The following is a 23,315-nucleotide window of genomic DNA, read 5'->3' as shown; positions in this document are numbered from 1 at the left end:
CTCCGAGTGTTAACTCAGAGCCAGAGTCTCAACCGCCAGTCATATTCATAAACCGAAGAATCTGCACATCCCCCTCACTGGAGAAGTGATGCCGCTCAGGTTTCAGATCCATGGCATTGATGATGGTTTCACGCAGCTTGTCATTGGTCACAGGATGGCCGCGCAGAACACGGCGCAAGTCCACCGAATGCTCATTGCCAAGGCAAAGCAGCAGGCGACCCTCTACCGTCACGCGAACGCGGTTGCAGGTTGAACAGAAATTGTGGGAATGAGGTGAAATAAAACCGACACGGGAATCGCTGTCCGGCATCCGGTAATAGCGGGCAGGACCACCGGAGTCTTCAGGCGTGGGTATCAGCTCATGTCGCTGGCTGATAATGTCGCGAACTTCATCGCTGGTGCACAGCACCTGACCGCGGTCATGGTCAGAAATCTCACCCAGCGGCATTTCCTCGATAAAGGTAATGTCCAGCTTCTTCTTGCGGGCAAACTCCACCAGCTCCGGCACTTCCTGATCGTTGCCACCTTTCATCACCACCGTGTTGAGCTTGATACCCTCAAAACCGGCGTCCTTGGCAGCATCAATCCCATCCAGCACCTGGCTTAGCCGACCGGTACGGGTGATCCGGTGAAATTTGTCGGCATCCAGTGAATCCAGGCTTATGTTCAGCCGCTTGAGCCCGGCCTTGCGCAGCGGTTCCGCCATGGTCGGCAGCTGGCTGCCATTGGTGGTCATGGCAAAATCCCGCAGGCCGTAGCTGCCGATTTCCTTCACCAGCTGCAGAATGTCCTTGCGCACCAGGGGCTCGCCCCCGGTCAGCCGGATTTTTTCCGTGCCGAGGGAAACAAAGGTTCTTGCCACGCGGGCAATCTCTTCCAGGGTCAGTACCTGCTGGCGGGGCAGGAAGGTCATCTCCTCCGCCATGCAGTAAACACAGCGAAAATCGCAGCGGTCAGTGACAGACAGACGCACGTAGTTGACAGTGCGGCCAAATCGGTCGGTCAGCTTGGCTTGGGGCATGGGAATCGTTCCTGTCCTTCGCTGTATGAGCTCTCACTCGAGAGTGTAGCTCAATTATGGCAAAACAGCCTGTCGAATCCGATACCCCCGCGGGAGTATCCCCCTCTCAGTTTCCACCATCAATGCGGCTGAACAGCAGGTCATTCTCAGTCTGTATGTGGGCTTTCAGGTCGTCGCGGAAGGTCGCGAGTCCCTGGTAGAGACGCTGCCAGCTTCCGCACGCGCCGTCCGGCAAGGTCAGGCCATTGGTGAGCCGCTCCAGTTCTTCCAGCGCGGAGCCGTGATCCTCGTGCTCATGCCGCATCACCGATACAGGGCCGCCGGCCATGGCGACCATTCCACGTGTAATCATGGGAAACAGAATCTGCTCTTCCTTGGCCATATGGGCCTCGAGCTCTTCAGCCATCTGCCCGAGGTGGGCCGAAAGTCCGGCCGGGCAGGCGGTATGGCCGCCGTGAACCCTTTCTACTCTCTCGGAGAGCTGGATCAGTTCCGGTAACTGCTCCCGGTGGGTGTCGTGGAAACGGGTCAGGATATGTTCGATCAGTTCTTCGTTGGATGCCTGGGTCATAGTTTCAGCAATTGTCATGACAGCACTCCTTGGTTAGGGTTGCGCAGAGCGGCCCTCCCTGGCCGGGGCTCTGCTGAATCAGGCGCTCAGATCGCTGGCAGCACCTTGCTCGTCAGTTTCGAGGGTGACCGGCTCCAGATCCGGGAAGAAGACCCCCTTCACTACCTGCCAGGTCACTGCCAGGGCGCCGACGATGAAGACCACATCGCCGATGGTTCTGACCCAGCGCAGGGTCTGCAGGATATCGCTCTGCATGAAGGCTTCACTACGCGCGTACCACAGCCCTTCACTGGCGCTGGCCACGAACTGGATGATGCCGACGGGCAGCAGGCTGGTGAACAGCATCAGTACCAGGCCAATGTTCAGCCACCAGAAGCCGACTTTCATCAGCCGCTCGTCAAAGACGATGCGTGGGCGGATGTAGCGCAGAATCAGCAGGGCAAAGCCCAGGGCCAGGAATCCGTAGACGCCGAAGAGAGCTGCGTGGGCGTGGGTGGGCGTTGTGTTCAGGCCCTGGATGTAATACAGCGCGATCGGTGGGTTGATCATGAACCCGAGTACGCCTGCACCCAGCATGTTCCAGAAGGCAACCGCCACGAAAAAGGTCAGCGGCCAGCGGATGTTTTCCATCCAGGGCGCGCGGGACTTCAAACGCCAGCTCTCCCATGCCTCATAGCCGAGTACGACCAGTGGCACAACTTCGAGGGCACTGAAGGTGGCGCCTACCGCCATCACCGGTGTGGTGGTGCCGGAGAAGTACAGGTGGTGGAAGGTTCCCGGTACACCACCGAGCATGAACAGGCTGGCAGAAGCCAGGCTGGCGGACGTAGCCACGGTGCGGGACACCAGGCCCATGCTGCAGAAAATGAAAGCCAGCGCAGCGGTGGCGAACACTTCAAAGAAGCCTTCAACCCACAGGTGGACAATCCACCAGCGCCAGTATTCCATGATGGAGATGTGAGTGCGCTCACCGTAGAAGAAGCCGGCGCCATAGAACAGGCCGATGGCAACGACCGAGGCGGTCAGCAGGGCCAGCAGGTTCTTGTCACCGGGCTGGCGCAGGGCGGGAACAATGCCGCGCAGCATCAGCACCAGCCAGAACACGATGCCGAGGAACTTGCCAATCTGCCACAGGCGCCCAAGGTCCACGTACTCATAACCCTGGTGGCCCAGCATGAAGCTGAGGTTGGCTGGCATGATCTGAGCGATAGCCAGGAAGTTGCCGATGAATGAGCCGGCAACCACAACCACAAGGGCCCAGAACAACACGTCGACACCCAGTTTCTGGAATTTCGGGTCCTTGCCGCCATTGATGATGGGAGCCAGGAACAGGCCGGCGGCCAGGAAGCCGGTGGCGATCCAGAACATGGCGGCCTGAATATGCCAGGTGCGCATCAGGGAGTAGGGGAACCATTCGGAGGTGTTGATACCGTAGAAGCTCTGACCTTCCACCGTGTAATGCGCGGTAAAGCCGCCGAGCATCACCTGAAAGGTGAACAGGCCAACGACCAGTACCAGGTATTTGCCCAATGACTTCTGGGAAGGCGTAAGCCCAACGGCGCTCAGCGGATCCTTGAGCGGGGCTTGCGGCTCCTCATCTTCTTTGCGCAGGAAGGCCCAGGCCCAGATCAGACCACCAACGCCGGCAATCAGCAGCACCACGCTGATTAACGACCAGACCACGTTCTCTGCGCTCGGCGTGTTGTCAATCAGTGGCTCGTGGGGCCAGTTATTGGTGTAGGTGACATCGCTGTCCGGGCGCTCGGTGGCAGCAGTCCAGGCTGTCCAGAAGAAGAACTCGGTCATCCGCTCGCGGCGCTCGGCACTGGGCAGGGTGTTTTCCTTCATGGCGTAGTTTGAGCGCGTTGACTGCAGCTCCGGTGCGTCGCTGAACAGCCGGCTGTAGTAGTCGGCGGTCTCGTTGATCGCAGCAGTCCTTCGTTCAGACAGATGCAGGGTGCCGGTGGCGTCATCGTAGGTGTTGGTGCGGTACTCGGTCTTCAGGTCGTACTGCAGGGCGTTCTGCTGTTGCCCGGTGAGGCTGTGCCAGTCCTGCCCGTATTCTTCCTGAGCGGCGATTTGCAGCCAGGTTTCCAGTTCCCGGTGCAGCCAGTCGGCGGTCCAGTCCGGTGCCTGGTAGGCCCCGTGGCCCCAGATCGACCCAAGCTGCATACCACCCACGGACTGCCAGGCGGTCTGGCCGTCGAGAATGCTTTCCTCGGTCATCAGGGTGTCGCCGTTGGCAGACACGACCTGATCAGGAATGGGCGGCGCGGCGCGGTAAACTTCCGCGCCGAAATAGCCCAGTAACGTGAAGGTAACCCCCACGATGGCAATTAACAGAAACCATAGGCGACGGTATTTGGCCATGGTCAGCTCCTCTCTGGTTTAAAGATGTAGATATAATACATCTATAAAAATAAAATGTAACGGGCTTGCAGCATTTTCTGAGAGGTAACTACAGGGTGGTATTCTTCATGCCTTCGGGAAATAGGGCAGTATGAGGGATGTCATTCTGGCTGTTGAAATTCTGAGCAGTTGGGAATATATTAAAGATGTATTCCAGATAATTTATAGGAGGGGAGGGATGGAGAAGCTACTCGGTTTCGCAAATGGCGCCATGCTCGCGTCGACCGTTGGGCTGCTGGCCACTATTCTGCTCGCCTATCCGTTTGCCAGTTCTCTGCCCATGGCCGGACAGATCATCGCCCACATCGGAACCCTGTTGTTTGCCACCGGCATCAAGATTTCATACGTCACCAGGCTGGTGTCACTGAAACAACTGGGAAGACCCGTACACTGATTAAAGGTAGAATGACGACATATCTTACTGTCGTTCTCGAGAGAAGATGCTGATGGTTCCATTGTCCGGAAGAACCGGTTTCCAGATCCTTGCGTATACAAGTATCGCATTGGCTGCTATCGGTGTTGTGTTGCCACTGTTGCCGACCACACCGTTTGTTTTGCTGGCTGCCTGGTCTGCGAGTAAGGGTTCGCCTGCTTTTGCCGAATGGCTGGAGAATCACCAGGCTTTTGGTCCGGCGATAGAGAACTGGCGCAGCAGGCGCGCCATTCCCCGCAAGGGAAAATGGCTTGCCTGTGTGATGCTGTGTGTAAGTTGGTCCGTGCTGTTTATCGGCGGCGCGGCACCGGCGATGCTGGTAGTGACAGGACTGATGTTTTTTGGCCTCGCCTGTTATCTCTTAACACGTGCCTCGTACTAACGATGCATCTGAAGTATTGGAGTTGGTAAATGCATATCACCCGTTACACCGATTATTCCCTGCGTGTTCTGATCTACCTGGCGGTGCAGGGTGACGAACTGGCAACGATTCAGGAAATCGCAGACAGCTACGACATCTCCAAGAATCATTTGATGAAAGTGGTTCATCAGCTCAACAAAAAGGGCTACATCGAGACTGTCAGGGGTAAGAAAGGCGGTATGCGGTTGCAGATGGCGCCTGCGGACATCAACGTTGGCATTCTTGTGCGGGAAACTGAACAGGACCTCAATATTGTTGAATGTTTCTCATCAAAGAACGCCTGTCGGATCACGCCGGTCTGTGGCTTGAAGACCATGCTTGGGGAGGCACTGACGGCCTTTCTCGAAACTCTGGACAAGTACACCCTGGCAGACGTGATTCAGGATCAACACCGCCCCCAGTTACTCAGGCTGTTACAGATTGCCTGATGCCTGACCTGCCACCTTTCTGATGGCTGGCCAGACTGACAGAGTTCAGGACTGAGCGCCGGCACTACTGAATTCCGGCAACATCCGGTTGCGCATCCGGTCTGGCAGTGAATACCCCAGAACACGCTTTAGCACCGTTGAGTACTGTCTGGCGAAGGTGCCGGTGTTGTAGGGAATGCCGTGCTTTTTACACACCGCCTGCACCTGCTCGGAGATTTCCGGGTACCGGTGTGCTGGCAAATCCGGGAATATGTGATGTTCCACCTGGTAGCTCAGGTGGCCACTCATCACGTGCATCCACTTACCACCAGTAAAGTTGCTAGAGCCGGTCAGCTGGCGCAGGTACCAGTGGCCTTTGCTCTCACCTTCGCACTCTTCCTCGGAAAAGGTTTCCGCGTCCTGGGTAAAATGGCCACAGAAAATGACCGTGGATGACCATAAGTTGCGAATCAGGTTGGCGCCGACATTGCCGGCCAGCACAACCGGTGCTACCGGGAAGGTGACCAGGGGGAAGAACACGTAATCCTTGAACGCCTGGCGTCCACCCTTGCGGAAGAAATCCTTCAGGAACGGGATCTTCTCACGCACCGAAATTTCCCGACGGCGGATCCGCTCGGATTCCAGCTCATGCAGTCCCACGCCCCACTGGAAGAATACGCTCAGCAAGACATAGTTAATGAACTGCAAGCTGTGGGCCGGTTTCCACTTGTCGTCGTCGCTCAGCCTCAACAGCGCATAGCCGTAATCCCTGTCCTTGCCAATGATATTGGTGTAGGTGTGGTGCTCGTAGTTATGGGTGCGGCGCCAGGAATCGCCGGTGCACACCGTATCCCACTCGTAGGTCTGGGAGTGGAGAGACGTGTCGTTCATCCAGTCGTACTGGCCGTGCATCACGTTATGGCCGATTTCCATGTTCTCAATAATCTTGGAGATGCCCAGCGCTGCGGTGGCAGCGATGAACACCGGCGGGATAAACCCGAAAGGCATCAGCACGCGGCCGCCCACTTCCAGGGAACGGTGCAGTCGCACAATCCTGCGGATGTAACGGGCGTCCCGTTCACCCAGGTCTGCGATTACCTGGTCACGAATGGTATCCAGGTCCTGCTCAAGTTCTTTCAACTGTGTTTCGTTCATCTTCTTCATGGGGTCCTCCTTGCAGCGCCCTTGGTCTGGCACTGCGGATAATGGGTTCAGGCGTTGTGGCAGGGCCGGTCAGATATCAATGGACACCGGCCCGCTGGGAACAGAAACACAAAGCTGAATGGTTTCCTCACCTGGCCCGGACGCTTTTCCGGTCAGGCGATTCACGACGGTCCCGCTGGTCTTGCGGCAACTGCACTGGTGGCAGATACCCATGCGGCAACCGTGACGGGGTGACAGTTTTGCCGCCTCCGCAATTTCCAGCAGAACGGCATCGCCTTCGGACGAGACATCCAGGTTGCTGCGCTCAAAGTGGACCGCGCCGCCCAGGGTGCCGGAATCCAGATTGGCTGCCGGGACCGAGAAAAAAGTGCTGTGAATACGGTCTTCCGAAATGCCCCGGCGATACAGCAGGTCATTTGCCAGGTCCATAAGCCCCTTGGGGCCACAGAGGTAACAACGCCGTCCCGCCAGCCCGGGAACCTCATCCAGGTGTTGGTCGCTGAGAAACTGCGGGGTTTCTGTCTCGCTGGTGGCGTACACCTTCAATGTAAAGGCAGACCAGCGCCCGGTCAGTGCATGCAGTTTTTCCGCGGCAATCACATCCGCCTGGGTGCGAACAAAATACAGCAGGGTCACGGGTGCCCGGTAGTCTGACGCTGCCATGGTTTCCAGCTGGCTCAATACCGGCGTAATACCGCTGCCACCGGCAATGTACAGGACTGGTTCCTGGGGACTGGGGATTCGGAAATCCCCGAATGCATCGCCCAGGCCGATCACCGTGTCCGTTTCCAGGTGGTCATGCATCCAGTTTGTTACCAGCCCGCCCGGAAGGCGTTTGATGGTCAGAGTGACAGTTCCGTCGGTGCGCCACCGGATCGGCGAACTGGACAGACTGAAGGTCCGGTTGCGGCGAATCCCGTCTATATCAATACCGATACTGACGTGCTGGCCGGCTTCGAACCCCAGCCAGCGTTTCGCGGGTGCGAGCACAAAGGTCTTGGTGTCTGCAGTTTCGTTGTAGATTGCTGTCACCATGGCCGGAGTGTATTGCTGTACCCACATGGGATTGATGCGCTCCAGCAGGGGGTCGAAAAAGGCAGCCGGGTCATCCCGGTTAAAAAGCTGCCTGCCGAGCCAGTGCAGGGTGGGTGAATTCTCCAGTACAGATATCATGATCGTTCTCCTTCGTACTGATGTGTACAAGTGTTCACTAATGTGTACGACTGTACACATTGAGGATCAGGGCAGCAATCAGGCGAATAACATTGTCCTATAATGACAAGTTCGGGTTATTTTTGGTGCTCGGATGTGTACACTTGTTGACTTGTGAGTAACAGATGAGCTGTACCGGGTCTATGGCAGACAAACAACGACGTAAGCCGGGTGAAACCCGTGAGAAACTGATGAATGCGGCGCTGGCTCTGGTAGGCAAGGGCAGGCACTTTGCCAGTTTGGGGATACGGGAAGTGACCAGGCAGGCGGGGGTGGTGCCCACGTCGTTCTACCGGCATTTCCGTAATATGGATGATCTGGGCCTGCAATTGGTGGATGAGCTCGGGCTGGTGTTGCGGCGCATGATGCGGGAGGCTCGCGCCAATGTGCTGCAGGCGGACAAGCTGATTGACGAGTCGGTAGGCATCTTTATTACCCATGCCCAGAACAATCGCAGCTTCTTCATGTTCATGGCCCAGGGGTTGGCCGGGGAGAGCCGGGCGATTCAGGAGGGTATCCGCAGTGAGATGCGCTATTTCGCCAGCGAGCTGGCCAACGACCTGCGGCGGCTAAAGCTGGCCGATCATCTCAGCGACGCCGATCTGGACCTGACCTGTGACCTGGTGGTGCGCAGTGTGGCCTTCAGCCTTACGGACATCCTGGGTATCTCGCCGGAGGACGATTATCAGGAAGAGCAGGTAAGAAAGCGAACGGCCCGTTTCCTGCAACTGATTTTCGTAGGCGCTGCCCACTGGAAGAGCCACCCCGATTAACCCGGGGTGGCGGCTCAGTCGCGGGTTTGCGGACTGTCAGGTTTTGGGTGCAGCCTTTTTGCGGGCTGCCCGGCGAACCCGGGTAGCAGGTTTGCCCTTGCTGGCAGTACCGGACTTGGCTGGCGGAGGCAGTACAAGGCTCTCCAGTTCATCAAGGGCTTCGCCGGTATAGACGGCAAGTTTCTGCATGCTGGGCAAGGTGTCCCGGCACCCGGTAAAACCGAAGTTCAGTGATCCCGCGTAACTCAGGCAGGTGATGTTCAGTGCGCCACCGTGAGCTATCAGCGATACCGGGTACATAGCCTCCAGCCGCGCTCCCTCATAATACAGAGTGTCTTCCGGGCCCGGAACATTGGAGATGGTGACGTTAAAGACTGGCCGCATACGCCCGCCCATTCCCGACATCAATTGCAGTATGTAGGGTGACATCAGCAGCATGGTGTATTGCGTTAAAGCCTTGCGAGGCAGTTTTTGCAGGTGTTGCTTGGCACGCCTGGTGGACTGCTTGATGCTCTGTAACCGGGTCAGAGGGTCGGCTTCATCAGTGGCCAGTGATGCAATCATGAAACTGATCTGGGTGCCGGTGCCCTGATCATCAGACGGCCGGATATTAACGGGAATGCCCGCTGTCAGTGGTGTATCCGGTAAGCCGTCCTGTTCCAGAAGAAAACGCCGCAGGGCAGTGCCGCACAGGTAGAGCACGATATCGTTCAGGGAGCCGTTAGTGGCATGCGACACCTTTTTGATACGCTCCAGCTGGTAGTGCTGGGTGGCAAAACGCCGCTGGCCGGTTACCCGGTGGTTGAGGGCCGATAGCGGGCCGGCAAACGGGGCAGTGAGACCATCTTCCGGGTGTCGTGCCGAATGGATCAAACGGTTCATGGCGTCCCACAGGCGCGGAGCCAAGTCGGCCTGCAGCTTCAATGCATCCATTGCTTGGGAGAAGGCTCCGGTTACACTGGCTTCGGCGTCGGTTTTGTTGCCGCGGGTGCGCTCCGGGCGCACTGCCCAGGGGGGCTGCATATTCGTTTCGCCCGGGTCCTTGCTCAGTACGCGCTGCATCAGCCGAACACCGCTGATGCCGTCGATCATCGAGTGGTGCATCTTGGTGTAAAGGGCAAAGCGATTATTCTCCAGGCCTTCAATGATGTGGCACTCCCAGAGCGGACGGGCGAAATCAAGCGGGTTGGAGTGCAGTCGGGACACCAGGATCCCCAGCTCGCGCTCACTGCCAGGGCGGGGCAGGGCTGAGTGGCGCACGTGGTAATCCAGGTCCAGCTTTTTGTCCACTTTCCAGGAAGGGGCCACCACACGGCCGAGAAAACCGGAAAAGGCCAGCTTGTAACACCAGGGCGGTGCAATATCGGCGTCGGCTTTCATGCGGGTAAGCATGTCCCTCAGAAAGGTTTCCGGGGCGTCTTCCGGTAACGAAAAAATCTGCAGGTTGCCAACGTGCATCGGAGTATCTTCCGACTCCACAGCCAGCCAGGATGCGTCCAGTGTTCCCAGGCGTTTCATTGCTCGTCCTCTTACTTTTGTTGTGCTGAACGGTAAGCCGTCCCGGGCATTTCCGTTCACATAGTTGTTGTTCGCAAGTATACGCAACAACGAGGATAATCACACGACCATACAGGGGGAAAGGTTCGACTTTTTGTCGGGATTTTTAGTGCAGTCGGTCCCGCATCACAAACTGCGGGACCACAGGCGTTCCGGTTCTCAGAACTCCAGAGTAAGGCCGCCAATCAGCCCGAGTTCGCCATCATACAGGTCGACTTCACCGAACAGCTTCAGGTTGCGTTCAATGGCATAACGACCAGTGGCGGTCAGGCCGACGTAATCCAGGTCGCCTGTGATGATGCGGGCCCCGCCACCCACTTCCAGTTTTTCGTCGACCTGGTGACGAATGCCGCCGCGCAGGCCAAGGGCTGTATCATCCACCGAGCCGCAGAAGTTGCAGGCACCGGAGTAATCAACATCCTGATATTCAATGGTCACACCGCCCCAGAGATCGGTTTTGGGGTCGATGCCGTGACGATAACCAGCACCAATATGAAGGGCCGTCAAATCGACATCGTCGGTGAGAAACTTCAGCCCGCCAAACGCAAAAACGTTGTCGTTGAGGGCAATAGAGCCGCGGGTATCTACACCAATGAATGTTTGTGATTCATAGCTGGGATAGAGCGCGAGACCACCTTCGATGAAGTTGTAACTGAGGCTCTCGGCTGAGACTGCGACGGGAAGCAAAGTGGCGGCTAACAACCACCCCTGAAATCCTTTTTTCATGGTAGACCTTTCTTTTGTGTTCTTTTGGGTTTTCTGAATGCGTACCTCCAACTTTCGTCGGAAGAGCGAGCGAGAGATTAACAGAATGCGACATTGGTAGAACAAGCTATTGTCATATTTTCGTTACATGTTGTATCGAATATCGATTCACTTTTTTGAAGCCGCCTGTGCTATTTTCTAAGGCTGATGAACCTCATCAAAACAAAAACCTGGAGGCATTGTGGAATCGAGTCCACTGATCTCTGCGGGGTTGCCGATCGCCCTGTTTATTATCATGATCGGTATCGGCATGACTCTTTCGATCAGGGACTTTCGCCAGGTGGCGGTCTATCCGAAAGGCATGATTGTGGGGACCGTTGCCCAGATCCTGCTGATGCCGCTGATTGCCTTTGCGCTGGCCTCCATCCTTGATCTGTCCCCCGCGATTGCCGTGGGCCTGGTGATTATCGCGGCCTGCCCTGGGGGAACCACTTCCAACCTGTTTGTATTGCTGGCACGGGGTAATATTGCCCTGTCGATTGTACTGACGGTGACAGCCAGCCTCATTACGATCATCACTCTTCCGATACTGACCAATTACGCCCTGCAGCTATACGCGGGAACGGAAGAATCCATCACCCTGCCAGTGGGTCGAACGGTGGGCATGCTGGTTGGTATTGTGTTATTTCCGGTGGCCGTTGGCATGGTGTTTCGCACTCGCGCCCCCGAGTTGTCCCGCCGTGCTGAAAGTGCCGTGAGTGTGTTCGGAGGCGTGGTTCTGGCCCTGCTGGTGGTGGGCCTGATCTGGAGCGTGCGCGACCAGATATGGGATCTGCTGCGTCAGGCCGGCCCTGCAACATTGTTGCTGAACCTGGCCGGGATCTTCGTGGGGCTTCTTGCCGGGCGCGCGACCGGATTGAGTCAGCGCGAGTCCATCGCCGTTGCCGTGGAGCTCGGCATCAAGAACAGTACCATTGCCCTGCTGGTGACTCTGACATTGCTGGAGTCCAGTGCCATGTCGATTCCGGCGGCCGTTTACGGCGTTCTGATGTTCCCCCTTGGCTTTGTACTGGCAGCCTATGGTCGGAAAATCATTCCCGCCCCGATCATTGCGAAGCCGTCGCCATGAATTTTCTCAACGGAATGACTCTGCTGCTGGTCTATCAACTGGTCGGCGAGGTCACCGTTCGTCTCCTGGTGGTGCCCATACCGGGGCCGGTTCTGGGCATGGTCATGCTGTTCGTGACCCTGATGATCCGGGGCCGTACGCCGGAGCCACTGGAGAACGCCTCAACCGCGTTGCTCAGCCATTTGTCGTTGCTGTTTGTGCCGGCCGGTGTCGGCATGATGGCCCATTTTGACCGTATCGCGGATGAATGGCTGCCGATCACCCTGGCGCTGTTTTTCTCCACTATCATTACTATGGTCGCTACCGCCGGCATCATGCAACTAACCACCCGGTGGTTTGCCCGGTCTGAGAACGGGGGAGGGCAAAGAGATGAATGAACCAGCCATCCGTGATATCTGGGTTTACCTGTCCGCCTCGCCACTGCTGGGGCTGACCATAACGCTGGTGGCTTATGGCCTGGCCTACCGGCTGTACCTGAAGTCCAATTCCAGCCCGCTTGCCAACCCGGTGGTAACGTCCGTGGCGATGCTGATCGCGCTTTTGATGGTTACCGGCACCTCCTACAGCGAATATTTTGAGGGCGGCCAGTTTGTCCACTTCCTGTTGGGGCCAGCAACCGTGGCGTTGGCGGTGCCTCTGTACCAGCAGTTTTCCCGGCTACGGCAGCTCTGGTTGCCGGTGACTATCTCCCTGGTTTGTGGTGTGATGATTGCCGCCGGCAGCTCCATCGGTCTGGCCTGGCTGCTTGGAGGCTCCACGGAAATCCAGATGTCACTGGCGCCAAAATCTGCAACGGCGCCTGTCGCCATGGGTATTTCAGAAACCATTGGCGGCATTCCATCTCTGACCGCTGTTCTGGTGGTGGCAACGGGTATTGTGGGCGCCGTACTGGGTACCAAACTGTTCGAATGGATGCGTATTACCGATGACAGCGTGAAAGGCATTGCGATGGGTGTGGCGGCCCATGGCATCGGCACTGCACGGGCTTTTCAGGTAAGCTCCCAGATGGGTGCGTTTTCCGGGCTGGCAATGGCATTATCGGCATTTGCCACGGCCCTGATTGTGCCATGGTTGGTGGACTTGATCGGGATTTAGAGGCGGAGGAGGCGCAATGGAATTCTTCAGGGCATCGGTAGTGGTTTTTTCTGGTCTGGCGGCGGCCTTTGCCTTCCCCGGCGCAAAGGCTCAGCAGGCCCAGGGCACGCCTGAAACCGTCATCAAGGTTACTTCCCCCCGATTAGTACGGGATCTTTACGAGACACCCGCAGCGGTGTCGGTCGTCGATACACCGGATATCCGCGAAGGGCAGCAACGCCTCCAGCTGGATGAATCCCTGGACACCGTCCCCGGCCTGTTTTTCCAGAATCGCTACAACTTCGCCCAGAACCTGCGCTTGTCTACCCGCGGCTTTGGCGCCCGGGCGCCGTTTGGTATTCGCGGTATCCGTATCCAGGTGGATGGCATTCCCTACACCCTGCCGGATGGCCAGTCCCAGATTGACGCCGTGGACCTGGACTCGGCCCAGCGCATCGAGGTCATTCGCGGGCCCTCGTCGGTCCAGTATGGCAATGCGTCTGGAGGGGTGATTGATATCACCACCGCCAGGGGCGACGACCAGCCGGCAGGAACACGGCTGCGCCAGGATGTGGGGAGCGACGATTATTACAAAACCACCGCTCAGGCCAACGGGAGCCAGGGAGCGACGAGCGGTATCGCAACGATGTCGTGGCTGAACTACAACGGTTACCGTGATCAGAGCGAAGTGGAAAAAGGGCTGTTCAACGGCCGCCTGTCCCATAAATGGAATGACGGGCAACGGCTGACGGCTACCTTCAATGCCTTGCACACACCGAAAGCCGAAGACCCTGCCGGCCTCACTGCCGCACAGGTCGAAGAGGATCGTCGCCAGGCCACGCCCAATGCCGAACGACTCGATGCGGGCCAGGACGTTGACCAGCAGACGCTGGGACTGCTGTACGAAGCCCCTGTCAGCGGAGCCGGTGAGCTGACGGTAAGCACCTTCTTTACCCGCCGCGACTTTACCCAGCAACTGCCGTTCCCCGGTCCCAGCCTGATCGCCTACGACCGCCAGTTCTACGGCATCAGTTCCGATTATCAGCAAGGCAGTGCCGTGGCTGGGTTACCGTTGACCTGGGTGGTGGGCGCGGACCTGCATCGCCAGGTTGACGAACGCCGCCGGTATTCAGTGTCGTTCAACGGGGACGTCACCGCCCAGACCCAGGAAGAAACCCAGAATGGCACCACCGCCGCCGTGTTTGCCCAGGGGGATCTGGCGGTGACGGAGCGCTTTAACCTGTCTCTGGGAACCCGCTTCGACCGCCTGCGGCTATCGGTGGACGACAACCGCCTGGTCGATGGTGACGACTCCGGCAGTCGCACATACGACGAGTTCAGCGGATTCGCCGGCGCCAGCTATCGCGTTGCCCCGCGTCAGCAGCTGTATGCGACCATTGGTACCGCTTTTGAAGCCCCAACCTTTACCGAGTTTGCCAACCCGGATGGTAGCGGCGGTTTCAACCCCGACATCGAGCCGCAACAGGCCGTCAACCGGGAAATAGGCATACGTGGTGGCTTTGGTGAGGGGCTCAGCTATGACCTGGCACTATTTTCCATCCGGGTTGATGATGAAATCCTGCCCTTCGAAATCAATAACCGGACATTTTACGAGAATGCCGGCCGTACCGAGCGTAATGGTGTCGAGTTGGGGGTGGGGTGGGACATTTCCTACACCTGGCGCATAACCAGTGCCCTGACCCTTGCGGATTACACGCTGCGCGATTTCGAGGATGAGCAGGGCAATAATGCCGATGGCAACCGCCTGCCCGGGTTGCCTCGTGAGCAGTGGGTAACCGAAGTGGAGTGGCGGGGTGATGGTAGGCGTTTTGCTGCACTGGAATGGCAGTACGTAGGTGATCTGTATGCGGAAAACAGCAACCAGACGAAGGTCAGCGACTATTGGCTGTTCGGGATCAGGGCAGGAGACACGGTTCGCTTCGGCCGCCAGAGCCTGAACCTGTACGGGGGCATTCGCAATCTGCTGGATGAAGACTATTTCAGCAACATCCGCATCAACGCCAATGCTGACCGGCCCGTGGAAGATCGTGGCTACTATGAGCCCGCGCCAGGAAGAACTTTTTATGCCGGCGTGGAATGGGTATTCTGAGGGCTGATAACAACACGAACCTCAGGGTATTCATAACCATGCAAACCAAGTTTCTTCTCGAAGAAAGCCAGATGCCGAAGTATTGGTACAACCTGCAGGCGGATTTTCCGGAGCCGCTGCCAGCGGTGCTCCACCCGGTGACGCAGCAACCAGTCGGGCCCTCGGATCTTGAACCGCTGTTTCCCATGTCGCTGATTGAACAGGAAGTAACGACAGAGCGGGAAGTCGAGATTCCCGAGCCGGTACGGGATGTCTACAAACTCTGGCGCCCGGCGCCCCTATACCGGGCGCATCGTCTCGAGAAAGCTCTTGGTACCCCTGCCAAAATCTTCTACAAGTACGAGGGCGTGAGTCCTGCGGGCAGCCACAAGCCCAACACCGCTATTCCGCAGGCATTCTATAACCGCGAAGCCGGCATTCGCACTCTGACCACGGAAACCGGCGCTGGCCAGTGGGGCACGTCGCTGTCGTTTGCCGGGTCCCTGTTCGATATGGACGTGACCGTGTTCCAGGTTCGGGTTTCTTACGACCAGAAGCCCTATCGCCGGGCAGTGATGGAAACCTACGGCGCGAAATGTGTGGCTTCACCGTCGGAGCTGACAGAATTCGGGCGCAAGGTGCTGGCGGAGAACCCGGATCACACCGGCAGTCTTGGTGTTGCCATTTCCGAGGCGGTGGAGCTCGCAGTGAAGGACCCGAACACCAAGTACGCCCTGGGTTCGGTGCTGAACCATGTGTTGCTGCATCAGAGCATCATTGGCCTGGAATGCATGCAGCAGATGGAAATGGCGGATTGCTGGCCGGATGTCATCGTTGGCTGCACCGGTGGTGGTTCCAACTTCGCCGGCATTGCGTTCCCGTTCATGGGTCATGCCCTGCGGGGCGGCCAGAAATCGCGGATAGTCGCAGTGGAGCCTTCAGCCTGTCCGACCCTGACCCGTGGCAAGTACGCCTACGATTATGGCGATACCGCGCATATGACGCCGCTCACCAAGATGCATACCCTGGGTTCTGACTTTACCCCGCCGGGTTTCCACGCCGGCGGTCTGCGTTACCACGGTATGGCACCGATGGTATCCCACGCCAAGGAGCTGGGCCTGTTTGATGCGGTGTCTTACACTCAGCGTGAATGCTTCGAGGCGGGCGTGCTGTTCGCCCGCCATGAGGGCATTGTGCCGGCACCGGAAGCCAACCACGCGGTCAAGGGAGCCATCGACGAAGCCCTGCGCTGCAAGCGGGAAGGTAAGGAAGAAGTAATCCTGTTCAACCTGTGTGGGCATGGTCACTTTGATATGGCGGCCTACACCTCGTATTTCGCCGGTGATCTGAGCGACCACGAATACAGTGAGCAGGAGATGGCAATGGCCCTGTCGGGATTGCCGTCAGTCTCGGCGTAAATGAATCCTGATGGGGAGTGACCTTACGGTTACTCCTCATCAAGATCCTTTGGCGGGCAGTGGGCCTCGTCGACCACCTGGCCATCATCCACACTTTCCAGATGCACGTCGAAGCCCCACAGCCGGTGTACATGACGCAGCACCTCTTCGGTATCGTCACCCAGGGGCACCCGGTCCACGGGTATGTGCCGCAGGGTCAGGGAGCGGTCACCGCGCACATCCACGTTCCACACCTGGATGTTGGGCTCGCGATAGCTCAGATTGTACTGACGTGCCAGCTTTTCCCTGAGGATCCGGTAGCCCGGATCGTCATGAATCGCGGTAATGCGGTAAACGTCTTCTTCATCATCGTTCTGGATAGCAAAGAACTTCATGTCCCGCATCACCTTGGGCGACAGGAACTGCTGGATGAAGCTTTCATCCTTGAAGTTCTTCATGGCGAAATGCAGGGTTTCCACCCAGTCGGTACCGGCAATATCCGGGAACCACTCCCGGTCCTCATCGGTCGGGTTTTCGCAGATACGCCGCAGGTCGGTGAACATCGAAAAACCCAGGGTGTACGGGTTGATCCCAGAGTACCAGGGACTGTCGAACGGCGGCTGGTACACCACCGCGGAATGGCTTTGCAGGAACTCCAGCATGAAGCCGTCGTTGACCAGGCCCTTGTCATACATGCGGTGCAACAGGGTGTAGTGCCAGAAGGTGGCCCATCCTTCGTTCATCACCTGGGTCTGGCGCTGGGGGTAGAAATACTGCGCCAGCTTGCGCACGATGCGAATCAGTTCCCGTTGCCAGGTTTCCAGTAGCGGCGCATTTTTTTCAATGAAGTAGAGAATATTCTCCTGGGGCTCTTCCGGATAACGCTGCTTGCGCCTGACAGGGTCTTCGTCGTCGCCCAGTTTCGGAATGGTTCGCCACAGGTCGTTGAGCCTGCGTTGCTGATATTCCTCCCGCTCTTTTTGTCGGCGTGCCTCCTCAGACGCGGAAATAGGCGCAGGGCGTTTGTAACGGTCCACGCCGTAGTTCATCAGTGCGTGACAGGAGTCGAGGATCTGCTCCACTGCGTCTACACCGTGGCGCTCCTCGCATTCGGCCACGTAATCCCGGGCGAAGACCAGGTAGTCGATAATGGCGCTGGCATCGGTCCAGGTACGGAACAGGTAGTTGCCTTTGAAGAAAGAGTTGTGGCCATAGGAGGCATGGGCAATCACCAGGGCCTGCATGGGCAGGGTGTTCTCTTCCATCAGGTAGGCGATGCAGGGGTTGGAGTTGATGACAATCTCATACGCCAGCCCCATCTGGCCCCGCTGGTACCCCTTGGAGGTCGACAGGAACTGCTTGCCAAAGGACCAGTGATGATATCCCACGGGCATACCTACGGAACTGTAGGCGTCCATCATCTGCTCGGCACTGATCACTTCCACCTGGTTGGGGTAGGTGTCCAGCCCGAACTCTGCCGCGCACTTGGCGATCTCTTCGTCGTACTTTTCAAGCAGCGGAAACGTCCACTCGGAACTGGTGGAAATCGGCTCCCGGGTTCTCGGCTCGTTGGGTCTGTCCATGGTGTCGGTCATGCGGCTTTCCTCTCGAACAACTGGCGGAAGACCGGATAGATTTCACCGGGGTCGGCGATCTGCTGCAGGGCGAAGCTCTGGGGGAATCGCTCCTGGATCTTCTCGTACTCGTACCACAGCATCTGGTGATCCTGGGGCGTGATCTCCACATAGGCGTAGTACTGCACCAGCGGCAGGATGCTGTCGGCCAGCAACTTGCTGCAGATGGGCGAGTCATCGTTCCAGTTGTCACCGTCCGAGGCCTGGGCTGCGTAGATATTCCACTCGGCGGGGGAGTAGCGGGACTCAATGATCTTGTGCATCAGCTTCAGAGCGCTGGAGACGATGGTGCCGCCGGTTTCGCGGGAATAGAAGAATTCCTCCTCGTCCACTTCCTTGGCGCTGGTGTGGTGGCGGATAAACACCACTTCGATCTTCTTGTAGTTCTTCTTCAGGAACAGGTACAGCAGGATAAAAAAGCGTTTGGCGATGTCCTTGTGCATCTGGGTCATGGACCCGGATACGTCCATCAGGCAGAACATCACGGCACTGGTGGCCGGTTGTGGCTTTTTGAGGTGCTGGCGGTAACGCAGATCAATCTCGTCGATAAAGGGGATGCGACGGACATTGGCCTTCAGTTCGGCTATCTCATCTTCCAGCGCCTTGATCTGGTCCTCGTGGCTGAAGGCCGGGTCCAGATCCTGCGGGGCACTCTTGAGTGCCGCCAACTGCGCCTCCATCTCACGGATCTTCTTCTTGCGGGCTCCGCCGAGGCCGAGCCGCCGCGCATGGGCGCCTCTCAATGAGCGCACCACATCCAGCTTGGCCGGAACGCCCTGGGTGGAGAAACCGGAGCGAACGTACTTGAACGCCTCGGTATCTTTCAGCTTCTTGCGGGCGAGATTGGGTAATTCCAGATCATCGAAGAGGAAATCCAGGAACTCTTCCTGGGTGATCTGGAACGCAAACTCGTCCATGCCCTCGCCATCGGGGCTGGCCTGCCCCTGCCCCTGGCCTTTACCGCCTCCTCCCGGAGGCTTGGGCACGGTATCACCGGTCACAAACTCCTTGTTGCCGGGGTGGATGACCTCCCGTTTGCCTCCCTGGCCGTGATGGAATATCGGCTCGTCAGTATCCCTGGAAGGGATGCTGACGTTCTCGCCGCGCTCAATGTCGGTGATGGAGCGACGGTGAACCGCATCTGCCACCGCCTTCTTGATATGGTGGCGATAGCGGCGCAGGAACCGTTCCCGGTTCACCGCACTCTTGTTTTTTCCGTTCAGTCGCCGGTCGACTACGTGGGTCATACCCATAGTTTCACTCCAGTTCAGCGCATGGCAGCTGACTTATTGAGACTTACGAACACGCAGGTACCATTCCGCAAGGAGGCGAACCTGTTTTTCCGTGTAGCCTCGATCGACCATACGCTCGACGAACTGCTTGTGTTTGTTCTGATCTTCCTGGCTGGCCTTCGGATTGAAGGAGATAACCGGCAGCAGGTCCTCGGTATTGGAGAACATCTTTTTCTCGATTACGCTGCGCAGTTTTTCATAGCTGAGCCAGGACGGGTTGCGGCCCTGGTTGTTGGCCCGAGCCCGCAGCACGAAATTCACCACCTCGTTGCGGAAGTCTTTCGGGTTGCTGATACCCGCGGGTTTCTCGATTTTCTCCAGCTCGTCGTTGATGGACGAACGGTCGAGGATTTCCCCGGTTTCCGGATCGCGGTACTCCTGGTCCTGTATCCAGAAATCGGCATAGGTCACGTAGCGGTCGAACAGGTTCTGCCCGTATTCGCTGTAGCTTTCCAGGTAGGCGGTCTGGATTTCCTTGCCGATGAATTCCACATAATGGGGCGCCAGGAACTCCTTGATGAACCGCAGGTAGCGGTCCTGGGTTTCGGCCTGGAATTGCTCCTGTTCTATCTGTTTTTCCAGCACATAGAGCAGGTGTACCGGGTTGGCAGCCACTTCTGTGGTATCGAAGTTGAATACCTTGGACAGGATCTTGAAGGCGAAACGGGTAGAAAGCCCGTCCATGCCTTCGTTCACACCGGCCGCGTCGCGGTATTCCTGCATCGACTTGGCTTTGGGATCGGTATCCTTGATGTTCTGGCCGTCGTACACCCGCATCTTGGAAAAGATACTGGAGTTTTCCGGCTCCTTGATGCGTGACAGGATGGAGAACTGCGCCAGCATATCCAGCGTGTCCGGGGCACAGGGCGCGCCGGCCAGGGAGCTGTCACGCAACAGTTTGCGATAGATATCAATCTCTTCGGTCACACGTACGCAGTAGGGCACCTTGACGATGTAGACCCGGTCGAGGAAGGCCTCATTGTGCTTGTTGTTACGGAACGTCTGCCATTCAGACTCGTTGGAGTGGGCCAGAATGATGCCGTCGAAAGGCACGGAACCCATGCCCTCGGTTGTGTTGTAGTTGCCTTCCTGGGTGGCGGTCAGCAGGGGGTGCAGAACCTTGATCGGCGCCTTGAACATCTCCACGAATTCCATCAGCCCCTGGTTGGCCTTGCACAGGCCGCCGCTGAAGCTGTAGGCGTCGGGGTCATCCTGGGAATAGTCTTCCAGCATGCGGATGTTGACCTTGCCCACCAGTGCGGAAATGTCCTGGTTGTTGTCGTCCCCCGGCTCGGTCTTTGAAACACCGATCTGGTCCAGGACCGAAGGGTACATTTTCACCACCCGGAACTGGCTGATATCGCCGCCGTACTCGTGCAGGCGTTTCACCGCCCAGGGCGACATGATGGATTTGAGGTAGCGGGGAGGAATGCCGTATTCCTCTTCCAGAATCGCAGCGTCTTCGGACGGATCGAACAGGCCCAGCGGGGACTCGTTCACCGGGGAGTCCTTGATGGCATAGAAGGGTACTTTCTGCATCAATGACTTGAGCTTTTCAGCCAGCGAGGATTTACCACCACCAACGGGGCCGAGCAGGTAGAGGATCTGCTTCTTCTCTTCCAGGCCCTGGGCAGCATGGCGGAAGAAGGAAACGATATTTTCTACGGCCTCTTCCATGCCATAGAACTCGGAGAATTCCGGATAGCGCTTGATGACTTTGTTGGAAAAAATACGAGACATCCTGGAATCACGGGATGTGTCGATGTGTTCTGGTTCTCCGATTGCCAGCAACATTCTCTCTGCGGCGGTGGCATACGCCGTTGGGTCCTTTTTGCAGATCTCCAGGTATTCCTCAAGGGTGTATTCCTCCTCCTGAGTTGCTTCATACCGGTCTTTGAAGTGCTGCATAATGGTCATAGATGGCCCCTCGCTTGCTCTCTAACTGTTTGAAAGACAGCCTTTAGTTCACGCAATTTCCCCGTTGCTGTTGGATCCGTCGCCCCGGACGGTAGTTATGGTTATGAGTGAAAGTATAGGAAGTACCGGACCGAATTGCGCTGGTGCGTTTATGTCGGCCCGGTTATTTTGAGCTTAGTTCAAGCTTTGGGACTTGGACAGGAGGAGAAGCGTTAAGGTTCATTAAATTGTGTATCAGCGTTTCTGCAGCCGAAACACGCTCTCGGTAGCTCCAGCAAGGCCTTTGCGCTTGGTAAAGGGGTGATCTTTCGCCAGGGTATTGGTGAGGATGTGTTCGATTTCGTAATCGCCGGCGTACAGTTCCCGGACTTCTGTATCGCTGACGTTAAAGGGAGGACCCTTGATGTCAGTGTCGTAATCCAGGGTAATCAGCAGGATTCGCGTGCCATCCGGGATGACCGCTGTCAGGTGGTCAACGTAGTCCTTGCGCATATGCGGTGGCAGGGCGATCAGGGCAGCGCGGTCATAGACAAGCCTTACATGTTTCAGGTCTTCCGGCGCCAGCTGGAAGAAGTCGCCGCACCAGAGCTCAAGATCGCCATGTTTGAACGTAGTGAACGGTTCACCCGGGTGGACCCTGGCTTTCTCGCCACCCTCTTCGAAAAAGTCTTTGCAGGCAACGTCACTCAGCTCCACCCCGATGATGGGATGGCCGCGGTCGTGAAGCCACCACATGTCATGGGCTTTGCCGCACAGGGGCACGAGGACAGCACCCGTGCCGCTGCCGGCAAGCTCGGGCCAGTGGTCGTGGAGGTACTGGTTCACGGTGCCTTCGTGGAAGCCGATTTCTTTCTTGGCCCAGCGTTCGTGCCAGAATTCGTGTTCCATGTGTGTTCCCCTTGTTCACGGGTTGGAGGTTTTAATCAGTCTAACTTAATCTTGGAGACTGTTGGTTGATCGAAAACATCACGAATAAGGATCGATGGATGAAAGCCGTATTTCTGGATGCAGACACACTGGGTCATGATGTGGACCTGTCGCCGATCGAAGCCGTAACCGGAGAGATGGTGAAGCACCCGCGCACGTCACCGGAGGAGGTGCTGGAGCGTATCCGGGGCTTCGATACGGTGCTGGTGAACAAGGTGGTGCTGAAGCGGAGGCATTTTGAGTCGTGCCCGGAGCTGAAGACGATTGCGGTAGTGGCCACGGGGTTGAACAACATAGACCAGGAGGCGGCGAGGGCGCACGGCATCAGGGTGATGAACGTGACCAACTACGGCCGCTCCACTGTGGCCCAGCACACCATGGCGCTGATGCTGGCGCTGGCCACGCGGTTGCTGGATTACGACCGGGATGTCCGCGCCGGTCGTTGGGGGCAGAGCCCGATGTTCTGTTTAATGGATCACCCCATCATGGAGCTGGAAGGGCGTACGCTGGGGATTGTCGGTTATGGCGATCTGGGACAGGGAGTTGTTGAGCGGGCGAAGGCGTTCGGAATGAACATCCTGCTGGGTGCCAGGCCGGGTCAGGCCGCTGGCGAGGTGGATGCCTACTCTCGCATTCCCATGGATGAGCTGCTGCCCAGGGTGGACGTGCTATCCCTGCATTGCCTGCTGACGGACGAAACCCGGAATATGATCGGTGCCCGCGAGCTGAAGATGATGAAAAGGGAGGCGCTGCTGATCAACACCAGCCGTGGTGGCCTGGTGGACGAGCAGGCACTGGCCGATGCCCTGCGGGCCGGAACCATTGGCGGTGCAGGCTTTGACGTTTTGACGGAAGAGCCACCCCGCAATGGCAACCCACTGCTGGCGGACGATATTCCCAACCTGATAGTGACACCCCATTCGGCCTGGGCGAGCCGGGAGGCGAGGCAGAGGATTGTTGAAATTACGGCGCATAATCTGTCCCTAGGGTAAACGGTGAGCCCGGCAAACCTTTCGTGGGGGTGTTGGCCGCCGGCCGGCTCGAGCGCCTGGATGAGATGCGTGGCTGGACGCGACGGCACTACGTTAGCAACTGAGTGACTTGCAGCTACTGAGGCGAATTTGCTAGTAAAAGCCACACAATACGCCATACTTTGTTGTGATTTGGTATCTGACTGATAATC

At 57.5% G+C, this 23,315-nt stretch carries 21 protein-coding genes; 10 read left to right on the top strand and 11 right to left on the bottom strand.

The window, feature by feature from the left end:
* Positions 1 to 28 precede the first annotated feature (28 nt).
* The 3 genes from moaA to FDP08_RS08505 form a co-directional block, all read right to left on the bottom strand.
* Positions 29 to 1,021 (bottom strand): GTP 3',8-cyclase MoaA, encoded by a 993-nt coding sequence (gene moaA, locus FDP08_RS08515; protein ID WP_137435544.1) that lies wholly within the window; start codon positions 1,019 to 1,021, stop codon positions 29 to 31.
* Between the two features lie 106 nt (positions 1,022 to 1,127).
* A complete protein-coding gene (locus FDP08_RS08510; RefSeq protein ID WP_137435543.1) occupies positions 1,128 to 1,610 on the bottom strand; it encodes a hemerythrin domain-containing protein in 483 nt (160 codons plus the stop codon).
* Between the two features lie 60 nt (positions 1,611 to 1,670).
* Positions 1,671 to 3,962, bottom strand: a complete 2,292-nt coding sequence (locus FDP08_RS08505; RefSeq protein WP_137435542.1) for a nitric-oxide reductase large subunit — start codon at positions 3,960 to 3,962, stop codon at positions 1,671 to 1,673.
* 217 nt (positions 3,963 to 4,179) lie between these two features.
* Between FDP08_RS08505 and FDP08_RS08500 the strand changes: the two genes are divergently transcribed.
* Genes FDP08_RS08500 through FDP08_RS08490 form a run of 3 tightly spaced genes read left to right on the top strand, consistent with a single transcriptional unit; the run spans position 4,180 to position 5,283 of the window.
* Entirely contained in the window at positions 4,180 to 4,395 is a 216-nt protein-coding gene (locus tag FDP08_RS08500; RefSeq protein ID WP_137435541.1) for a hypothetical protein, read from the top strand.
* Positions 4,396 to 4,441: 46 nt separating this feature from the next.
* Positions 4,442 to 4,816 carry a YbaN family protein gene (locus FDP08_RS08495; RefSeq protein WP_345789444.1) on the top strand — a complete coding sequence of 125 codons (375 nt, stop codon included), beginning with the start codon at positions 4,442 to 4,444 and terminating at the stop codon, positions 4,814 to 4,816.
* Positions 4,817 to 4,845: 29 nt separating this feature from the next.
* Positions 4,846 to 5,283, top strand: coding sequence for an RrF2 family transcriptional regulator (locus tag FDP08_RS08490; RefSeq protein WP_137435540.1), 438 nt, complete (start codon positions 4,846 to 4,848; stop codon positions 5,281 to 5,283).
* 45 nt (positions 5,284 to 5,328) lie between these two features.
* Here the strand turns inward: FDP08_RS08490 and FDP08_RS08485 are convergent, their stop codons facing one another.
* Both FDP08_RS08485 and FDP08_RS08480 read right to left on the bottom strand, forming a co-directional pair.
* Complete coding sequence (locus tag FDP08_RS08485; protein WP_137435539.1) at positions 5,329 to 6,426, bottom strand: fatty acid desaturase family protein; 1,098 nt, start codon at positions 6,424 to 6,426, stop codon at positions 5,329 to 5,331.
* Between the two features lie 69 nt (positions 6,427 to 6,495).
* Positions 6,496 to 7,599: a ferredoxin reductase gene (locus tag FDP08_RS08480; protein WP_137435538.1), complete on the bottom strand. Its 1,104-nt coding sequence runs from the start codon at positions 7,597 to 7,599 to the stop codon at positions 6,496 to 6,498.
* A gap of 182 nt (positions 7,600 to 7,781) precedes the next feature.
* Between FDP08_RS08480 and FDP08_RS08475 the strand changes: the two genes are divergently transcribed.
* A complete protein-coding gene (locus FDP08_RS08475; protein WP_137435537.1) occupies positions 7,782 to 8,411 on the top strand; it encodes a TetR family transcriptional regulator in 630 nt (209 codons plus the stop codon).
* A 36-nt stretch (positions 8,412 to 8,447) separates the two neighbouring features.
* Here FDP08_RS08475 and FDP08_RS08470 read toward each other — a convergent pair whose 3' ends face one another.
* Together FDP08_RS08470 and FDP08_RS08465 are read right to left on the bottom strand one after the other, a co-directional pair.
* Positions 8,448 to 9,929 carry a WS/DGAT/MGAT family O-acyltransferase gene (locus FDP08_RS08470; protein ID WP_137435536.1) on the bottom strand — a complete coding sequence of 494 codons (1,482 nt, stop codon included), beginning with the start codon at positions 9,927 to 9,929 and terminating at the stop codon, positions 8,448 to 8,450.
* A 198-nt stretch (positions 9,930 to 10,127) separates the two neighbouring features.
* Positions 10,128 to 10,694 carry a hypothetical protein gene (locus FDP08_RS08465; RefSeq protein ID WP_137435535.1) on the bottom strand — a complete coding sequence of 189 codons (567 nt, stop codon included), beginning with the start codon at positions 10,692 to 10,694 and terminating at the stop codon, positions 10,128 to 10,130.
* Between the two features lie 220 nt (positions 10,695 to 10,914).
* Here FDP08_RS08465 and FDP08_RS08460 point away from each other — a divergent pair, with 220 nt between their 5' ends.
* From FDP08_RS08460 to FDP08_RS08440, 5 genes are read left to right on the top strand one after another with little or no spacing between them, the layout of a single operon-like run.
* A complete protein-coding gene (locus tag FDP08_RS08460; protein ID WP_137435534.1) occupies positions 10,915 to 11,802 on the top strand; it encodes a bile acid:sodium symporter family protein in 888 nt (295 codons plus the stop codon).
* The gene (locus FDP08_RS08455; protein ID WP_137435533.1) at positions 11,799 to 12,179 is read left to right on the top strand and encodes a CidA/LrgA family protein; all 381 of its coding nucleotides are present in this window, start codon (positions 11,799 to 11,801) and stop codon (positions 12,177 to 12,179) included. Before FDP08_RS08460 ends, FDP08_RS08455 begins: the two co-directional genes overlap by 4 nt.
* Positions 12,172 to 12,897 (top strand): LrgB family protein, encoded by a 726-nt coding sequence (locus FDP08_RS08450; RefSeq protein ID WP_137435532.1) that lies wholly within the window; start codon positions 12,172 to 12,174, stop codon positions 12,895 to 12,897. Before FDP08_RS08455 ends, FDP08_RS08450 begins: the two co-directional genes overlap by 8 nt.
* A gap of 16 nt (positions 12,898 to 12,913) precedes the next feature.
* Positions 12,914 to 14,986, top strand: a complete 2,073-nt coding sequence (locus FDP08_RS08445; protein ID WP_137435531.1) for a TonB-dependent receptor family protein — start codon at positions 12,914 to 12,916, stop codon at positions 14,984 to 14,986.
* Positions 14,987 to 15,024: 38 nt separating this feature from the next.
* Positions 15,025 to 16,383, top strand: a complete 1,359-nt coding sequence (locus FDP08_RS08440) for a TrpB-like pyridoxal phosphate-dependent enzyme (protein ID WP_137435530.1) — start codon at positions 15,025 to 15,027, stop codon at positions 16,381 to 16,383.
* Positions 16,384 to 16,412: 29 nt separating this feature from the next.
* Here the strand turns inward: FDP08_RS08440 and FDP08_RS08435 are convergent, their stop codons facing one another.
* The 4 genes from FDP08_RS08435 to tmpT form a co-directional block, all read right to left on the bottom strand.
* Complete coding sequence (locus tag FDP08_RS08435; RefSeq protein ID WP_137435529.1) at positions 16,413 to 17,957, bottom strand: SpoVR family protein; 1,545 nt, start codon at positions 17,955 to 17,957, stop codon at positions 16,413 to 16,415.
* Positions 17,954 to 19,249 carry a YeaH/YhbH family protein gene (locus tag FDP08_RS08430; protein ID WP_137435528.1) on the bottom strand — a complete coding sequence of 432 codons (1,296 nt, stop codon included), beginning with the start codon at positions 19,247 to 19,249 and terminating at the stop codon, positions 17,954 to 17,956. Before FDP08_RS08430 ends, FDP08_RS08435 begins: the two co-directional genes overlap by 4 nt.
* A 33-nt stretch (positions 19,250 to 19,282) precedes the next feature.
* Complete coding sequence (locus FDP08_RS08425; protein ID WP_137435527.1) at positions 19,283 to 21,205, bottom strand: PrkA family serine protein kinase; 1,923 nt, start codon at positions 21,203 to 21,205, stop codon at positions 19,283 to 19,285.
* Positions 21,206 to 21,439: 234 nt separating this feature from the next.
* Complete coding sequence (gene tmpT, locus FDP08_RS08420; RefSeq protein WP_137435526.1) at positions 21,440 to 22,093, bottom strand: thiopurine S-methyltransferase; 654 nt, start codon at positions 22,091 to 22,093, stop codon at positions 21,440 to 21,442.
* A gap of 98 nt (positions 22,094 to 22,191) precedes the next feature.
* Here tmpT and FDP08_RS08415 point away from each other — a divergent pair, with 98 nt between their 5' ends.
* On the top strand, positions 22,192 to 23,124 hold the full coding sequence (locus tag FDP08_RS08415; protein ID WP_137435525.1) for a D-2-hydroxyacid dehydrogenase: 933 nt from the start codon (positions 22,192 to 22,194) through the stop codon (positions 23,122 to 23,124).
* The last annotated feature ends 191 nt before the right edge of the window (positions 23,125 to 23,315 follow it).

This window comes from Marinobacter panjinensis (assembly GCF_005298175.1).
GTDB classification, from domain to species: domain Bacteria; phylum Pseudomonadota; class Gammaproteobacteria; order Pseudomonadales; family Oleiphilaceae; genus Marinobacter; species Marinobacter panjinensis.
The sequence above is the reverse complement of the archived record's forward strand: the minus strand, read 5'-3'. Positions and strand labels throughout refer to the sequence as shown.

Excerpts from the sequence above, each read along its gene's own strand:
- FDP08_RS08445 (WP_137435531.1), top strand. The coding sequence starts at position 12,914 with ATGGAATTCTTCAGGGCATCGGTAGTGGTTTTTTCTGGTCTGGCGGCG.
- FDP08_RS08465 (WP_137435535.1), bottom strand. The coding sequence starts at position 10,694 with ATGAAAAAAGGATTTCAGGGGTGGTTGTTAGCCGCCACTTTGCTTCCC.
- FDP08_RS08435 (WP_137435529.1), bottom strand. The coding sequence starts at position 17,957 with ATGACCGACACCATGGACAGACCCAACGAGCCGAGAACCCGGGAGCCG.
- FDP08_RS08440 (WP_137435530.1), top strand. The coding sequence starts at position 15,025 with ATGCAAACCAAGTTTCTTCTCGAAGAAAGCCAGATGCCGAAGTATTGG.
- FDP08_RS08455 (WP_137435533.1), top strand. The coding sequence starts at position 11,799 with ATGAATTTTCTCAACGGAATGACTCTGCTGCTGGTCTATCAACTGGTC.
- FDP08_RS08490 (WP_137435540.1), top strand. The coding sequence starts at position 4,846 with ATGCATATCACCCGTTACACCGATTATTCCCTGCGTGTTCTGATCTAC.
- FDP08_RS08495 (WP_345789444.1), top strand. The coding sequence starts at position 4,442 with ATGCTGATGGTTCCATTGTCCGGAAGAACCGGTTTCCAGATCCTTGCG.
- moaA (WP_137435544.1), bottom strand. The coding sequence starts at position 1,021 with ATGCCCCAAGCCAAGCTGACCGACCGATTTGGCCGCACTGTCAACTAC.
- tmpT (WP_137435526.1), bottom strand. The coding sequence starts at position 22,093 with ATGGAACACGAATTCTGGCACGAACGCTGGGCCAAGAAAGAAATCGGC.
- FDP08_RS08510 (WP_137435543.1), bottom strand. The coding sequence starts at position 1,610 with ATGACAATTGCTGAAACTATGACCCAGGCATCCAACGAAGAACTGATC.
- FDP08_RS08470 (WP_137435536.1), bottom strand. The coding sequence starts at position 9,929 with ATGAAACGCCTGGGAACACTGGACGCATCCTGGCTGGCTGTGGAGTCG.
- FDP08_RS08505 (WP_137435542.1), bottom strand. The coding sequence starts at position 3,962 with ATGGCCAAATACCGTCGCCTATGGTTTCTGTTAATTGCCATCGTGGGG.
- FDP08_RS08475 (WP_137435537.1), top strand. The coding sequence starts at position 7,782 with ATGGCAGACAAACAACGACGTAAGCCGGGTGAAACCCGTGAGAAACTG.
- FDP08_RS08480 (WP_137435538.1), bottom strand. The coding sequence starts at position 7,599 with ATGATATCTGTACTGGAGAATTCACCCACCCTGCACTGGCTCGGCAGG.
- FDP08_RS08430 (WP_137435528.1), bottom strand. The coding sequence starts at position 19,249 with ATGGGTATGACCCACGTAGTCGACCGGCGACTGAACGGAAAAAACAAG.
- FDP08_RS08415 (WP_137435525.1), top strand. The coding sequence starts at position 22,192 with ATGAAAGCCGTATTTCTGGATGCAGACACACTGGGTCATGATGTGGAC.
- FDP08_RS08500 (WP_137435541.1), top strand. The coding sequence starts at position 4,180 with ATGGAGAAGCTACTCGGTTTCGCAAATGGCGCCATGCTCGCGTCGACC.
- FDP08_RS08485 (WP_137435539.1), bottom strand. The coding sequence starts at position 6,426 with ATGAAGAAGATGAACGAAACACAGTTGAAAGAACTTGAGCAGGACCTG.
- FDP08_RS08450 (WP_137435532.1), top strand. The coding sequence starts at position 12,172 with ATGAATGAACCAGCCATCCGTGATATCTGGGTTTACCTGTCCGCCTCG.
- FDP08_RS08425 (WP_137435527.1), bottom strand. The coding sequence starts at position 21,205 with ATGACCATTATGCAGCACTTCAAAGACCGGTATGAAGCAACTCAGGAG.